The organism is Streptomyces sp. CB01580 (assembly GCF_001905795.1).
Classification (GTDB): Bacteria; Actinomycetota; Actinomycetes; order Streptomycetales; family Streptomycetaceae; genus Streptomyces.
The window spans coordinates 100,685-115,018 of the sequence record NZ_LIXJ01000019.1 but is presented as its reverse complement, the minus strand read 5'-3'; the positions used below and the strand labels follow the sequence as shown (position 1 = coordinate 115,018).

Below are 14,334 nucleotides of genomic sequence, written 5' to 3'. Positions count from 1 at the left end.
TCCCTTACCTTCACCCGCCTTGACGTACCCGTGACACTGCTTCCCCGTCCCGTCGCGGCGCGAGCCGGTCCGCGCGCCGTGCCGTCCGCCGCCCCGCGAGCAGCAGGGCCGGAGCCAGCAGCGCCGCCGCGCCGGTCAGCGGCAGCAGCACCCGGACGTCCACCAGCGCGATCAGTCCGGCGCCCAGCGCCAGTGCCACCGCGTTCGGCACCATCAACAGCGTGTTGGCGGCGGCCGAGGTACGGCCCAGCACCGCGTCCGGGGTCTCCCGCTGCACCGCCGTCATCGCGGCGATCAGCACACACGGCAGACCGAACCCGATGATCACGCTGCCCGCCAGCGCCACCGCGTCGTACGGCAGCGCCCGCAGCGCGATCGCCACCGCGAACACCGCGCTTCCGGCCGCCGCGAACACCCGCTCGTCCATCCGCCGCAGCAGCGGCCCCGCCAGCAGCCCCACGGCGACGGACCCGGCGCCCTGCACCGCGTACAGCGCACCCGCGTACGAGGGGGAGTGCCCGAGAACGTCGATGAAGGCGTAGATCGCCGCCCCGTTGATCCCCGCGCACAGCATCGTCGCCGAACCCGTCAGCACCAGCGGTCGCAGCACCGGGGACCGCCACAGCTCGCGCATCCCGGAACGGCTTTCTGCGTCGCGCCGGTGGGCCGCGGTGTCGTCCCCGGCCGGTTCACGCACCGGCAACAGCGCGCAGACACCGGCCGCCAGCGCGAACGACGCCGCGTCCAGCAGCGCCACCGCGCCACCCCCGAACTGCGTGTACAGCCCCGCACCGGCCAGCGGGGCCAGCAGCTTCATGCCCTCGTTCGCCGTCATCCGCAGCCCGTTGAAATCGCCCAGCAGGTGGGCGTCGACGGCCCCGGCGACCAGCGCGGACTCGGCCGCGTCCATCACGACGGAGGCCGCCCCGTACAGGACGAGCACGACGAAGAGGATCCAGACCCGTCCCTCCGAGTCGACCAGGAGCAGTGTGGTCATCAGCCCCGCCATCAGCAGGTTCGACCAGACCAGCAGCGGTTTCCGGGGAAGCCGGTCGGCGACCGCCCCGAGCGCGGGTCCGAACAGCACCGGCAGCCACATCGCGAAGACGGCGAGCGCCGCCAGACTGGCGGAGCCGGTGAGCGACTTCACCCAGACCCCGGCCGCCAGCCACATCGCCGATGTCCCGAACCCCGAGACGACGACCGCTGTCAGGAACAGCCCCGCCGTACGGTCCCGTAGTACCCGTACCGTCGCCGAACCCGGCCTCGCACCCACCACGACAATCCTCCAGAACCGTGCCTGTGTGACGCGTCCAGGCTGGTCACTGAGGTGGCCCGAGGGCATCGGGAGGATGCCCTATTCCGTACCGGTCGCGCCCGCGGCCCCGGCGGCACTCGTACGGCAGATGCCCGATACGGCCCCGGCGCGGGCGTGCGACCGGGGCTCGGGAACCGGAAGAAGCAGAGGCAGAGGGGGCACGGGGGTGACACCGTGCCGGGACCGGCGTACGCCCCGCCGACCCCGCCCCGCCCGGCTGTCAGCGCGCCAGGGCGGCCTTCATTATCTTCTGGGCGATCGGCGCGGCCAGGCCGTTGCCGCTGACCTCCGAGCGGGCCGCGCCCGAGTCCTCGACGAGCACCGCGACCGCGACCTCCTTGTCGCTGGTCCGGTCCTTCGCGTACGAGGTGAACCACGCGTACGGGGTACTGCTGTTGCCCACACCGTTCTGCGCGGTCCCCGTCTTGCCGCCGACCTCGGCCCCGGCGATCCGGGCGTTGCTGCCCGTGCCCTCCTCGACGACCGTCACCATCGCGCTGCGCAACTGCTCGGCGGTGGACTTCGAGACCACCCGCTTCGTGTCCCCGTCGGCGTACTCCTGCAAGGTGTCGCCGTCGGCGTCCGTCACCTTCGACACCATGTGCGGCGCGGCCAGTTCACCGCCGTTGGCGAGGGTGGCCGACACCATGGCGATCTGCAACGGCGTCGCGGTCACCTCGAACTGCCCGATGCCCGACAGCGCCGTCTGCGCCTTGTCCATGCCGGACGGGTAGACGCTCTCGAAGGCGCGCACCGGCACGTCGAGCTTCTCGTCGTTGAAGCCGAACTTCTCCGCCATCGCCCTGACCTTGTCCTGGCCGAGATCGACGGCCATCTTCCCGAAGACGTTGTTGCAGGAGTACTGGAGCGCGGTGCGCAGCGTGGCGTTCTCGCAGGGGGCGGAGGCGTTCTCGTTCTCCAGGTCCTTGCTGCTGCCGGGCAGGCGGTACGGATTCGGGCTGTCCGTGCGCTCGTCGACGGAGTCGTACAGTCCGTCCTCCAGCGCCGCGGCGGCCACAACCAGCTTGAACGTCGAACCGGGCGCCAGCGGCTGCCGCAGCGCCCGGTTGACCAGTGGCTTGTCCTTGTCGGCGCGTAGCTTCTCCCACGCGTCGCCATCCGTCGCCGCACTGATCGTCGACGGGTCGAAGGACGGGGTGGAGACCATGCCCAGGATCTGCCCGGTGCCCGGGTCGATCGCGACCGCCGCGCCCTTGTCGTCGCCGAGCGCCTCGTACGCGGCCTTCTGTACATCGGGGTCGATCGTGGTCAGGACGTCGCCCGGGGCCGCCTGCTTGCGGGTCAACGCGTCCACCGGGTTCTTCAGCCGGTCGTCGGTGCCGTTGAGCACGGGGCCGTAGATCCCCTCCAACTGCGTGATCCCGAACGCCTGGGAGCTGTAGCCGGTGACGGCCGAGTAGAGCGCGCCATCGGTGTAGGTGCGCTGGTACGCGAGGTCGCCGCCCTCCGTCCTCTTCGAGCCGGTGACCGGTTTCCCGGCCACGATGATGTCACCGAGCGGCTGTGCGTACTGCGCCATGATCTTCCGCCGGTTGTGGTCGTCGTCTGCGAGCGCCCGTGCCTGATACGCCTGCACCCAGGTCGCCCGCACCAGCAGGGCGAGGACCAGGAGCAGACAGAAGACCGAGGTCCGCCTGATCGTCTTGTTCATCCCGGAGGAGGACGAGCGGGGCATCGCGCGTCGTTCCGGGCCGCGCCGATTCTCACCGATTACTCATGAACGGTGCGACCAGGTCGGAACGGACACGAAGGGGCCGGGACAGGACGGGGCGCATACGCCCCGACCGGACCTGGACGGGGCGCACGCGACGGGACCGTACACACGCGACGGGACCGTACAGGGGACGGGACCGCACACGACCGGAGCGGGCACGATCCGGCCTGCGGGGAAAGCCCGGCTCACAGCCTCCGGGTGGCGAGGGCGAGCCGGTCCCGCGCGTCGAACAGCGCGTCCTTCACCATCTGCTCGTGCGCGGGCGTGAGCCGGGCGACCGGAACCGAGCAACTGATGGCGTCGCGCGCCGGGGTGCGGTACGGGACGGCGACACCGAAGCAGCGCAGGCCGAGGGTGTTCTCCTCACGGTCCACCGCGTACCCCCGCTCGCGCACGGCGTGCAGCTCCTCGATGAGCCTCTCGCGGTCGGTGATGGTGTGCCCGGTCGGCGCGGGCAGCGTCTCCGGCAGCATCTTGCGGACCTGCTCGTCGCTGTGGGTGGCCAGGAGCGCCTTGCCGAGCGAGGTGGAGTGGGCGGGCTGCCGTCGGCCGACCCGGGTGAACGGACGCAGATGGTGCTGGGACTGCCGGGTCGCCAGGTACACCACGTTCGTGCCGTCGAGGCGGGCCAGGTGGATGGTCTCCGTGGTGTCGCCGGCCAGCCGGTCCAGGGTCGGCCGGGCCGCTGCGACGACCTCGTCGCCGTCGATGTACGAGGTGCCGACCAGCAGGGCCCGTACGCCGATCCCGTACCGGGTGCCCGTCGCGTCGGTCTCCACCCAGCCCAGCTCCACGAGCGTGCGCAACAGCATGTAGAGGCTGGACTTGGGGTAGCCGACGGCCTCCTGCACCGTGGCGAGCGAGTGCATGCCGGGCCGTCCGGCGAAGTACTCCAGCAGTTCCACCGTGCGCACGGCGGACTTGACCTGTGCACCACCCGATTCGGCGGCAGACATCGTCCCGCACCCCTTCCCGTTCCACGCCGTCCGTCCGCTGACGAGCCCCGTGGCTTCCCGCACCCGGCGCCTTCGGCCCCAGCCGCTCCGGGGTCCGGGGACTCCTTGGCCGTACGGCTCCTTGCCAACTCCCGAGGCCCGGAAATAGAGTCGGGCCATATTCAAGATCGCGAACAGTGTTCAGAATACCGAACGAATTCCGATGTGTGGCAGCGGAGCGGAAGGAATCATGGTGGCAGCAGCACCCGTCTTGAGCGTCGACCCCCGAACCGGCAACCCGCGCGAGCAGGTTGCGGTGGAGTCCTCGTCGGAGGAGGTCGACCGCGCCGTCCGGGCCGCCCATGCCGTACGCGGCGCCCTCGCCGACCGCGCCGCACGCGCCGCCTTCCTGCGCACCGCGGCCGACCTGCTGACCGAGGCGGGGGAGCACGTGATCGAAGCCGCCGACGCGGAGACCGCGCTCGGCCCGGCCCGGCTCACCGGCGAAGTCGCCCGGACCGCCGCCCAGTTGAGGGCGTTCGCGGAGGTCGTCGACGAGGGCGCCTTCCTCGACATCCGCATCGACCACGAGGACGCCACCCGGACCCCGCCGTGGCCCGACCTGCGCCGCTACAAAGTTCCGCTCGGGGTGGTCGCCGTGTATGCGGCGAGCAACTTCCCGCTCGCCTTCTCCGTCCCCGGCGGTGACACCGCGAGCGCGCTGGCCGCCGGCTGCCCCGTCGTCGTCAAGGCGCACCCGGACCACCCCGCCACCGCCGAACTCTGCGCCTCCGTACTGCGCCGGGCGGCGGCACGGGCCGGACTGCCCGAGGACGTGCTGGTCCTGGTGCACGGCTTCGAAGCGGGACTCGAACTGATCAGGCACCCGCTGGTGGCCGCCGCCGGATTCACCGGCTCGGTACGCGGTGGACGCGCCCTGCACGACGCGGCGGCCGCCCGCCCCGTCCCCATCCCCTTCCACGGCGAACTGGGCTCCCTCAACCCCGTGGTCGTCACCGAGGCCGCCGCCGCCGAGCGCGGCGAGCGGATCGGCGCCGGGCTCGCGGGCTCGATGACCCTGGGCCTGGGCCAGTTCTGCACCAAACCCGGACTCGTCCTGGCCCCGGCCGGGGAGAGCGGCGACCGGCTCCTGAAGGCGCTCACCGACGCGGTCAGCGACGCCGAGGCCGGGGTCCTGCTCGACCACCGGATGCGCGACGCCTTCCTCTCAGGGGTGGGCGAACGGGCCGGGCTCCCCGGTGTCGAGGCCCCGGTCACCCCCGGCGCGGGCGGCGACCACACCGTCGCACCCGGCTTCCTCACCGTTCCGGCGCACCTCCTCGCCGCCGACGGCCCGCACGACGCGCTCCTGGAGGAGTGCTTCGGGCCGGTCACGGTCGTCGCCCGCTACACCTCCGACGACGAGATCGACGCCGTCCTCTCCCGCCTCCCCGGGAACCTCACCGCCACCCTTCACACCGCCACCGACGGGCCCGACACCGACGCCCCCGCCCTCCTCGCGGCCCTCACCCCGCTGGCCGGGCGCGTCCTCGTCAACGGCTGGCCGACCGGCGTCGCCGTCGCCCCCGCTCAGCACCACGGCGGCCCCTATCCGGCCACCACATCCACATCCACCTCGGTCGGCGCCACCGCGATCGAACGATGGCTGCGCCCGCTCACGTACCAGTCGACCCCCGACGCGCTCCTCCCGCCGGAACTCCGCGAGAACAACCCGCTGAACCTGCCCCGCAGCGTGGACGGCCGCCGCGCGTGACCCTCGCCGTCCCGCCCGGTGGACAAGGACGCGGAACCGACGACCGGGCGGTGCGGGAGGGCGGGCTCAGGTGACAAGCCTGATCAGTGCCCAGAGAACGATGAGGTCCAGCGTCATCACGCTGATGGCCCACAGCGGGTAGTACGGGATGAACATGAACTGGGTGACCAGGCTGATGGCGGCGAGCCCGATACCGGCCGAACGACCCCAGCTCATGGCCCGCAGCACTCCGAAACCACCGACCAGCAGGGCGATCCCCACGATCAGATGGATCCAGCCCCAGGTGGTGAGGTCGAAGCGGTATTCGTAGTGCAGCGGGACGCCGTACAGCCTGTCGCGGGCGATGCCGGTGATGCCCTGGAGAACGCTCAGCACGCCGCTGAGGACCAGCGCCACGCCGACGAACATCGCCGGTGCGGCCACCTGTCCGCCGCCCCGGGAGCCCGTCGTGTCCTGTCGCACACCACTGGGCATGCTCGCCATGGCTGTCACCTTTCGTCGCCGGCGCGGTCGTCGCCGCACACCGTGGCGCGGAAGCGGAATCTGGCCGCGCTTCCGCCACGTTCACAGCGTGAACCCGCGACCACCGCGCGGCGACCGCACCAGGCCAGCCGAGTGACCCGGCCGCCCGGCCCCGTCGGCCGACGAGCCTGCCGCGTCCTGCCCGGGCGTCCTCGAACGCCGGACTCACCTCAGTGGGGGCGCGAGGGTGGCAGTTTTCTGTTGGGACGGGGACGCCAGGGCGTGCTCACTTCGCCGCGTATCGCACGAAGTGCGTCCAGGCGGTCGGGGTGAGGGTGAGGTGGGAGCGGGCGGTGTCCTTCGAGTCGCGGACGAGGACGGCGTGATCGACGGTGGCGAACTCCACGCATGCGCCGCCTTCCCCGCTGCTGTAACTACTCTTGGACCAGGAAAGGTTGACCTCGTCGACCGGCTGACGATCGCTCATTGTTCTCCCGAGATCTTCTCGATCAGTACCAGGGACTCGCGGGGACTGAGTGCCTGACCTCGGATGCTGCCGTATCGCGCCGACAGCATACGTACCTCCTCCAGGTCAGTGATCAGCTTGCTGATGTTCTGGACCTCCAGTCGCCGCGTATCGCACGAAGTGCGTCCATGCGGTCGGGGTGAGGGCGATGTGGGAGCGGGCGGTGTCCTTCGAGTCGCGGACGAGGACGGCCTGTTCGGCAACGGACACCTCGACGCACTCGCCGCCCTCGTTGGAGCTGTGGCTGCTCTTGAACCACGAGTTGTCTGCCGGGCTCTGAACCCGGATGTCGGGCTTCATCGGTCTTTCAGCAACCTTTCGATCAGAGCCAAGGACTCACGCGGTGTGAGTGCCTGCGATCGGATGCACCCGTATCGTGCGGCCAGAATACGAACTTCCTCCGGGTCGGTGATCAACCGGCTGATGTTCTGTACCTCAAGGTAGCCGACCTGTGGTTTACGTGTCGGAGTGAGGAGGATGAACGGGCCACCGAGGCCCGCGTGTTCAGGTCGGTCCAGCGGCATGACCTGAAGCTCCACGTTTCGCAACCCGCCGAGCCTGGCCAGCTCCTGGAGCTGCTCCTCGTGAACGTCCCATTCACCGATGGGGCGTCGGAGGATCGCCTCCTCGATGACGCAACTCACCATCGGGGCGGGGCGCTTCGTCAGGACGGTCTGTCGAGCCAGGCGGGACGTCACCCGCTGTTCGATGAGCTCGTCGTCCAGCAAGGGCTTGCGCATGGCGTACAGGGCGCGTGTGTGCGCCTCGGTCTGAAACAGACCAGGCACCGTGTGGTTGCTGTAGTAGCAAAGCTCGACAGCGTCCGCCTCCAGCCTCGCGTAATCCTTGAACCACGCCGGATGCTTCACGCGCGCCCGTGCCTTCGCGCGCTTCACGTCCTCCATCGTGGACCGGAGCAGTCCGCCCGCGCTCAGCAAGTCGTCGGCCGAGTCCAGGAATTCGGGCTGCGGCGTTCTGCGTCCGCGTTCCAGCGAGCGGATCAGCTCCTCGCTGTACCCGAGGCGTTCGCCCAGTTCCCGCTGAGTGAGGCCGGCCCGTTCGCGCAGCAGCCGGACTTGACGGCCGACCACACGGAACAGGTCCGCCGCTTCCTCCGAGTCGTCGCTGCCGTCGATCGCGCCGTCCAACTCCATGGTGCTGCCCGCCTTCGCTGCTCATCGGCCCACCGCGCCCGCCGCCGCCCGTTCCTGCGTCACGGGGGACGGGCGGTACCGGTCGCCGTGCGTACCGGTACATGCACGCTGCGTACCGTCGTCGTTGCTGGTCAGCGTACGGCCGCTCGACCACGCTGAGTGGCGTGACGAGTGAATCCGTACAGATCGATACCCCGCAACCAGCAGCATCCGCACAGCAGTTCACGCAGCTGTTCAGTGCCACCCGCCGAGGTGCCCGACTGGCCCGCTTGCTCGCGGTGGAGCAGTTGGCGGCGTGGGGATGGCCGCGTGACGGGGAGCGCACCGACGCCGCCGCGCTCGTCGTCGCCGAGCTGGCGACGAACGCGGTCGTGCACGGGAGGCTGGAGGGGCGGGGGTTCCGTCTAGGGCTGGCCCTGCTGCCGACCGGACGGCTGCGGATCGAGGTCACCGACCCGCGCGGTGAACGCGATCTCCCCGCCGTGCTCCGGGAGGCGGACGAGGGCGGGCGAGGGCTGATCATCGTCGAGGCGCTCGCCGTGGACTGGGGCGTGGACCCGTGCCCACCGTCCGGGAAGACGGTATGGGCCGAGGTCCGTGCCGTGACCACCGGGGCGCGGGGGCAGGCCCTCAGTGGTTGAGCGTCGCCATGAGGTCGCGCATGTCACTGATCATGGCCGAGTGGTAGGCGGATGCCTTGGGCACCTCCGGTTCGCCGTCGGGCTGCTCGTCCGGGCCGTCGCCCATGTACTGGGTGAAGACGTAGAGATTCAGGGAGAAGACCGCGCCGCCCTCCCGCACCCGGAGCTCCGAGGATCCGTCGTCACCGGTCAGCAGGTAGGCCCGTTCGCCGAGATTCGGCACTGTCTCCAGCTTCGCCTCCGGGTCGATGCCCGTGTCGGTCACCTGTCGCAGGGCCTCGAACTCGGCTCCGGGGTCCGACTCCTTGTGCAGAGACACCGTGACTCCGACGCCGTAGTTGATCGACCAGCCCTTGCCGGGCTGGTCGACCGCGCCCGTCGGCCGAAGCGAGATGAAACACCGCGCCTGGTCGAGGGCGGCATGGTTCAGGAACCGTGGTCCGGTATCGGCTTTCTCCCTCGGTCCGATCGCCGCGCCCAGCGACTTCAGCCGCAGGGACGGGCAGGGATTCTTGTCCAGTCGGTACCCGTGCAAGTCCGGTCTCCGGTCGCCGAGTCCGTACAGGAAGAACGCCCCGGCCCAGAGGGCGGTGGCCATGACGGCCCCGCCCAGCGCCCACAGCCACGGTCTGTGCTTCCCGGATCCCCCGGCGGGCTCGCTTCCGAAACCGTCCATCACCTCGCGGGAGTCGGTGGGGGCGAAGTCCCCCGTCATCTCCGGCTCGGAAATCATCAGTCTCCCCCTCGATCGTGACCTTCGTCCCCGTTGGATCACATCACGCACCCTTGCGTTCGCGCAGGTGTTTGGGGCCCTGTGTCCGTGCCGTGATGGTTCAGGGGCCGATGAGGCCGTTGAGCTGTGGGGGGCGAGCGCACGAAAGCCATGCCTGTGCGGCCCGGGAGAGATCGCTTGGACCGGGGCCGTCGGAGGGTCCTGCCGCGCGTCGCGTCGTCTCTCCGCCATGCGGTCCAGCGGCGGACCCGGTAGTGCTTCCAGGCCGCCCTGGTCCTTCGCTGCCTGGAAACACTCCGGAACGGTCGTGGTCTCCCCGTCCGATCAGGGGTGTGGTGTTTTGGGCGTCGGTGGCTGCTCGGTGCCGCAGTACCGACATTTGGCGGCAGCGGCCGGCAGATCCTCGGACAGGCAGGCCGGGCACGTCTTGACAGGCCCCGGCTCTTCGAAGACCACCGCACCGTGCCGCGCCGAATATCGCTTGTACGGTACGACGATGAGGAAGTAGACGACGGCCATGAAGATGACGAAGTAGATGACTGCCGAGATGAAGGAACCGATATCAAGATACGTAGCCTTGTTGCCCGCTTGGCCGAGCTGCCACCCCAATCCGACTGAACGGCCGCCCTGAGCACGCGCAATGATGGGGTTGATCACGGAATCGGTGAACGCCTTGATCAAGGTACTGAAGGCCAATGCGACGATGAGCCCTACAGCTACGACGACGACATCGCCGCGCATCATGAAGTTCTTGAACCCCTTGAGCATTTCCGGCTCCTCGCGACTGGGCCTCCGGTCGGGACCGGGCAGCACGCTACATTCCTCGGCGTGCATCGAGTATTACGGCGCAGGCGCGGGCGGTTTTCTTCCCTCGACTGCCGAACTCCGTCGGCGGCCATTACGTCGATCGGGCGAATATCCACATCCGAGAAAAGGACAGTTCGTGTAATCGGGATGCGGGCCAGGCTTGCAATTCCGGCGGATCCTCCTTCTCGGTGGCCCGATGGCGCGTCGGCCGACAGGGGCCCGCGTCGCGACGGCTCCGGCGTGGCGCGCGGGGTGCCCGTGGTGCGCACCGGCCGGTTCGTGTTCCGGGAATGCGCGGGGCCGCCGTGGTGTTCGTTCCGGTGCGCGGAGGAGTGCTTCGCGCTGCCCGGCCACGGGCACCGGCCCCCGGATTCCGGGGGCCGGACCCCGGCCCCCGACTTCCGGAGAGAAGAAGAGACATGCGCGTCGAGATCTGGAGCGACATCGCCTGCCCCTGGTGCTACATCGGCAAGGCCCGCTTCGAGAAGGGCCTGGCGGGGTTCGCCCACCGCGACCAGGTCGAGGTCGTGCACCGGTCCTTCGAGCTCGACCCCGGGCACGCCAAGGGCGACACCGTGCAGGTGGTCGACATGCTGGCGCGGAAGTACGGTCGAACCCCCGACGAGGCGCGGGCCATGGAGGAGAACGTCGCGGCCAACGCCCGGGCCGAGGGGCTCGGTTACCTCACCGAGGGCCGCGATCACGGCAACACCTTCGACATCCACCGGCTGCTCCACCTGGCCAAGGCCCGCGGTCGCCAGGACGAGCTGCTGACCCTCGCCTACCGGGCGAACTTCGCCGAGGAGCGCTCCGTCTACGACGCCGATGTGCTGGTCGAGCTGGCCGTCGAGGCCGGCCTCGACGCGGACGAGGCGCGGGCCGTGCTCGCCGATCCGGAGGCCTACGCCGACGAGGTGCGGGCGGACGAGCGGGCGGCGTCCGAGCTGGGGGCCAACGCGGTGCCGTTCTTCGTGCTCGACCGGCGGTACGGGATCTCCGGCGGTCAGCCCGCCGAGGTCTTCGCGCAGGCGCTCGAACAGGCGTGGAAGGACCGGCCGCTGACCGCGATCGGCGGGGACGCCGCGGCGTGCGACGCCGACGGTGCCTGCGAGGTCCCGCAGAACGGCGGCGGCGCCTCCTGAGCCCCGGTGGTCCCGGCGGTTCGGGCGCGTGGGCGGCGGTCCCGGCCGTCCCGGCGTGGGCGGGGGACCCGGGCCGCGTCCGTGCGGTGGGCCGAGGTAGGGCCCGGGTGGACGGGGGAGCGTCCCTTTGGATTCCCTTCGATCGCCGGCGATCTTCGCTGATCGCCAGTGATTGACGGGTGTTCAAGGCGGCTTCAGGCTGGACGCATGGAGACCGATTCGCTCAGCCGTGTGGTGGAAGACCAGTTCGCACCGGAGACCACTTACCTCAACACCGCCAGCTGCGGCCTGCTGCCCCGTCGTGCGGTGGAGGCCGTGAAGAAGCTCGTCGACGAGCTCGCCACGGGACGCAGGGTCGGTTCCGGCGACTTCGAGGCGGTGGAGGCGGCCCGGGCCGGTTTCGCCCGCCTCGTCGGGGTCGACGCCGACCGGGTGGCCACCGGCGGTTCCGTCTCCGTGCACGTCGGGCTGATCGCGGCCTCGCTCCCGGCGGGGGCCGAAGTCCTGGCGCCCGAGGGGGAGTTCAGTTCCATCGTCAGCCCGTTCGCGGGCCGTGGCGACCTGAGGGTGCGGTATGTGCCGCTGGAGGCGCTGGCCGACGCGGTGCGGCCCGGGACCGCGCTCGTCGCCTTCTCCTCCGTGCAGTCCGCCGACGGCCGGATCGCCGACCTCGACGCGGTGCGGAAAGCGGCGGCGGCCCATGGCGCCCGGACCCTGCTCGACGCCACCCAGTCGGCCGGCTGGCTCCCGCTGGACGCCGGGGCGTACGACTACACCGTCGTCGGTGGCTTCAAGTTCCTGCTCGGTCCGCGGGGCACGTCGTTCCTCACCGTCACCGAGGAGGCGCAGCGCACCCTCCCGGCCCTCTTCGCCGCGTGGGCCGCCTCCGACGACCCCTGGAACAGCACGTACGGCCCGGTCCGACGGCTCTCGCAGAGCGCCCGCCGCTACGACGAACCGCTGTCCTTCCTCTCGTACCACGGGGCCGAGCACTCCCTCGCGCTGCTGGATGAGGTCGGTGTCGACGCCATCCACGCCCACGTCACGGGGCTCGCGGCCCGCTTCCGGGAAGGGCTCGCCGGGCTGGGGCGCGAGGCGGTGCCCGGGGAGTCGGCCGTCGTGGCCGTGCCCGGACTCGGCGGACGGGCGGCCGAGCTGGCGCGGGCCGGGGTGGTGGTCTCGGACCGGGCGGGAAGTCTGCGCGCGGCCTTCCACCTGTACAACACGGAGGCCGACGCGGACCGGGCCCTGGACGTGCTCGCCCGCTGAGTCCGCGAGGGCGACCGGGCCGTGCCCCGCGTCCCCGGTTCGGCAGGGGTCAGCGGCGCCCGGGACAGTCCGCGGCCCCCGCGGCCTCCCGGCAGAGGTTCTCCTCGACCTTGCCGAGCAGCCGGGCCAGCTCCGCGCGTTCGGCCGGGTCCAGCCCGGCGAGGGTGAGGCCCTCCAGATCCGTCCACGCCCGCCCCACGGCCGCGTGCAGCGCGCAGCTCTCCTCGGTGGCCTCGACCAGGACGGCCCGGCGGTCGTCCGGGTCGGGGGAGCGGCGGACGTGCCCGGCCTGCTCCAGGCGCTGGAGCATCTTGGTGACGGTGGAGGGGTCCAGGTCCATGACCTTGATCAGCTCGGACTGCCGTACCGGGCCCCCGTCCCACAGAAACATCATCAAGAACTCCTGGCCGGGGTAGAGCCCGAGCCCCCTGAGCAGCTTGCCCGCGGCGATCCGGTGCAGCCGGGCGACCCGCGAGACGGCATGGCTGACCGGGCCGCCGAGGGTGGCGCTCGGCGGTTGGGCACAGACGGGTTCGGCCTTCATCGGGACTCCTCGGAGTGGTGTCGCCGCCGCCGTGCCCCGGTGGTGCGGGGGCGGGCGGGGAGCGGGAACCGGGCGCTTCCTTCGACGAACACTACCTTCACCGGATCATTGCTTGGTCGGCCAAGCAGTGGGTTACAGTGGCGCGGTCGGAAAATAGTTGGCCGACCATATATTCTTCTGGGAGCTCCCATGACCACTGCGTTCGACCCGATCGACCTGCCCGCCGTCCGGCTCGCCAACCGGATCGCCATGGCCCCGATGACCCGCAGCCGGGCCGGTGAGGGCGGCACCGCCACGGATCTCGTCGCCGAGTACTACGCCCAGCGCGCCTCGGCGGGCCTCATCGTCTCGGAGGGCATCCAGCCGTCGGTGGTGGGTCAGGGCTACCCCGGCACCCCGGGGCTGCACAGCGCCGAGCAGGTCGCCTCCTGGCGCAAGGTCACCGACGCGGTGCACGCCGCGGGCGGCAGGATCTTTGCCCAGCTCATGCACGCGGGCCGGATCGGCCACCCGGTCGTGCTGCCGGACGGACTCACGCCGGTCAGCGCCTCCGCGGTCAGGCCCGCGGGACAGCTCTTCACCGGCGCAGGGATGAAGGACTTCACCACGCCGCACGAACTGACCGGCGACGAGGTCCGGCAGACCGTCGCCGACTTCGCCTCGGCCGCCCGCAACGCGATCGACGCCGGCTTCGACGGGGTCGAGCTGCACGGCGCCAACGGCTACCTCATCCACCAGTTCCTCGCGCCGAACAGCAATCTGCGCACGGACGAGTGGGGAGGCTCCGAGGAGGCCCGCATCCGGTTCGCCGTCGAGGTGGTCAAGACCGTCGCCGCCGAGATCGGCGCGGAGCGGACCGCGCTGCGCATCTCGCCCGGAAACCCGTACAACGACATCGACGAGCCCGCGCCGGAAGCCGTCTACACCGCGCTCGTACGCGAGATCGACCCGCTCGGCCTCGCCTACCTGCATGTCCTGGAGGCGGTGGAGATGCGTGAGCTGACGCTCGCGCTGCGCAAGCAGTTCTCCGGCGTCCTCGTCCTGAACGCGCACACGGACGGACCGACGGGGCCGGACGACCACACGCTGGTCGACGACGGGACCACCGACATCATCGCGTACGGCGCGCTGTTCATCGCCAACCCGGACCTGCCCGCCCGGCTGAAGGCCGACGGCCCGTTCAACACCCCCGACCCGTCCACCTTCTTCGGCGGGGACGCCAAGGGATACGTCGACTACCCGGCGCTGGACACCGTCCGGTTCTGACGGCCGCGAGGGGCCGCACCCGGTTGCG

The 14,334-nt window shown here is 70.8% G+C and carries 15 protein-coding genes; 5 read left to right on the top strand and 10 right to left on the bottom strand.

Annotated features, from left to right (window positions below; genetic code table 11):
• Window positions 1-10 precede the first annotated feature (10 nt).
• The 3 genes from AMK22_RS25005 to AMK22_RS24995 all read right to left on the bottom strand — a co-directional run bounded on the left by AMK22_RS25005 (window position 11) and on the right by AMK22_RS24995 (window position 4,009).
• Window positions 11-1,276: an MFS transporter gene (locus tag AMK22_RS25005; RefSeq protein WP_073788506.1), complete on the bottom strand. Its 1,266-nt coding sequence runs from the start codon at window positions 1,274-1,276 to the stop codon at window positions 11-13.
• A 262-nt stretch (window positions 1,277-1,538) separates the two neighbouring features.
• Complete coding sequence (locus AMK22_RS25000; protein ID WP_073788575.1) at window positions 1,539-2,990, bottom strand: peptidoglycan D,D-transpeptidase FtsI family protein; 1,452 nt, start codon at window positions 2,988-2,990, stop codon at window positions 1,539-1,541.
• Between the two features lie 248 nt (window positions 2,991-3,238).
• Complete coding sequence (locus AMK22_RS24995; RefSeq protein WP_073788505.1) at window positions 3,239-4,009, bottom strand: IclR family transcriptional regulator; 771 nt, start codon at window positions 4,007-4,009, stop codon at window positions 3,239-3,241.
• Between the two features lie 232 nt (window positions 4,010-4,241).
• Between AMK22_RS24995 and AMK22_RS24990 the strand changes: the two genes are divergently transcribed.
• Window positions 4,242-5,762, top strand: coding sequence for an aldehyde dehydrogenase (NADP(+)) (locus tag AMK22_RS24990; protein WP_274535437.1), 1,521 nt, complete (start codon window positions 4,242-4,244; stop codon window positions 5,760-5,762).
• A gap of 66 nt (window positions 5,763-5,828) precedes the next feature.
• Here AMK22_RS24990 and AMK22_RS24985 read toward each other — a convergent pair whose 3' ends face one another.
• From AMK22_RS24985 to AMK22_RS24970, 4 genes are all read right to left on the bottom strand, one after another.
• Complete coding sequence (locus AMK22_RS24985; RefSeq protein ID WP_242434126.1) at window positions 5,829-6,245, bottom strand: DUF7144 family membrane protein; 417 nt, start codon at window positions 6,243-6,245, stop codon at window positions 5,829-5,831.
• A 265-nt stretch (window positions 6,246-6,510) separates the two neighbouring features.
• Window positions 6,511-6,711 (bottom strand): DUF397 domain-containing protein, encoded by a 201-nt coding sequence (locus AMK22_RS24980; protein WP_073788501.1) that lies wholly within the window; start codon window positions 6,709-6,711, stop codon window positions 6,511-6,513.
• Between the two features lie 105 nt (window positions 6,712-6,816).
• The gene (locus tag AMK22_RS24975; RefSeq protein ID WP_073788499.1) at window positions 6,817-7,050 is read right to left on the bottom strand and encodes a DUF397 domain-containing protein; all 234 of its coding nucleotides are present in this window, start codon (window positions 7,048-7,050) and stop codon (window positions 6,817-6,819) included.
• On the bottom strand, window positions 7,047-7,904 hold the full coding sequence (locus AMK22_RS24970) for a helix-turn-helix domain-containing protein (RefSeq protein WP_073788497.1): 858 nt from the start codon (window positions 7,902-7,904) through the stop codon (window positions 7,047-7,049). Before AMK22_RS24970 ends, AMK22_RS24975 begins: the two co-directional genes overlap by 4 nt.
• Before the next feature lie 164 nt (window positions 7,905-8,068).
• On the opposite strand from AMK22_RS24970, the gene AMK22_RS24965 reads away from it, so the two are divergent.
• Window positions 8,069-8,545 carry an ATP-binding protein gene (locus AMK22_RS24965; protein WP_073788495.1) on the top strand — a complete coding sequence of 159 codons (477 nt, stop codon included), beginning with the start codon at window positions 8,069-8,071 and terminating at the stop codon, window positions 8,543-8,545.
• On the opposite strand, the gene AMK22_RS24960 is transcribed toward AMK22_RS24965, so the two are convergent.
• Complete coding sequence (locus tag AMK22_RS24960) at window positions 8,535-9,278, bottom strand: hypothetical protein (RefSeq protein ID WP_073788493.1); 744 nt, start codon at window positions 9,276-9,278, stop codon at window positions 8,535-8,537. The two genes, AMK22_RS24965 and AMK22_RS24960, sit on opposite strands and share 11 nt — an antisense overlap.
• Before the next feature lie 324 nt (window positions 9,279-9,602).
• Window positions 9,603-10,046 carry a large conductance mechanosensitive channel protein MscL gene (locus tag AMK22_RS24955; protein WP_073788492.1) on the bottom strand — a complete coding sequence of 148 codons (444 nt, stop codon included), beginning with the start codon at window positions 10,044-10,046 and terminating at the stop codon, window positions 9,603-9,605.
• A 458-nt stretch (window positions 10,047-10,504) separates the two neighbouring features.
• Between AMK22_RS24955 and AMK22_RS24950 the strand changes: the two genes are divergently transcribed.
• Both AMK22_RS24950 and AMK22_RS24945 read left to right on the top strand, forming a co-directional pair.
• On the top strand, window positions 10,505-11,227 hold the full coding sequence (locus tag AMK22_RS24950) for a DsbA family oxidoreductase (protein ID WP_073788490.1): 723 nt from the start codon (window positions 10,505-10,507) through the stop codon (window positions 11,225-11,227).
• A 207-nt stretch (window positions 11,228-11,434) separates the two neighbouring features.
• Complete coding sequence (locus AMK22_RS24945; RefSeq protein ID WP_073788489.1) at window positions 11,435-12,496, top strand: aminotransferase class V-fold PLP-dependent enzyme; 1,062 nt, start codon at window positions 11,435-11,437, stop codon at window positions 12,494-12,496.
• A 49-nt stretch (window positions 12,497-12,545) separates the two neighbouring features.
• Here AMK22_RS24945 and AMK22_RS24940 read toward each other — a convergent pair whose 3' ends face one another.
• The gene (locus AMK22_RS24940) at window positions 12,546-13,040 is read right to left on the bottom strand and encodes a MarR family winged helix-turn-helix transcriptional regulator (RefSeq protein ID WP_073788487.1); all 495 of its coding nucleotides are present in this window, start codon (window positions 13,038-13,040) and stop codon (window positions 12,546-12,548) included.
• 189 nt (window positions 13,041-13,229) lie between these two features.
• On the opposite strand from AMK22_RS24940, the gene AMK22_RS24935 reads away from it, so the two are divergent.
• Window positions 13,230-14,306: an alkene reductase gene (locus AMK22_RS24935; protein WP_073788485.1), complete on the top strand. Its 1,077-nt coding sequence runs from the start codon at window positions 13,230-13,232 to the stop codon at window positions 14,304-14,306.
• Window positions 14,307-14,334 lie beyond the last annotated feature (28 nt).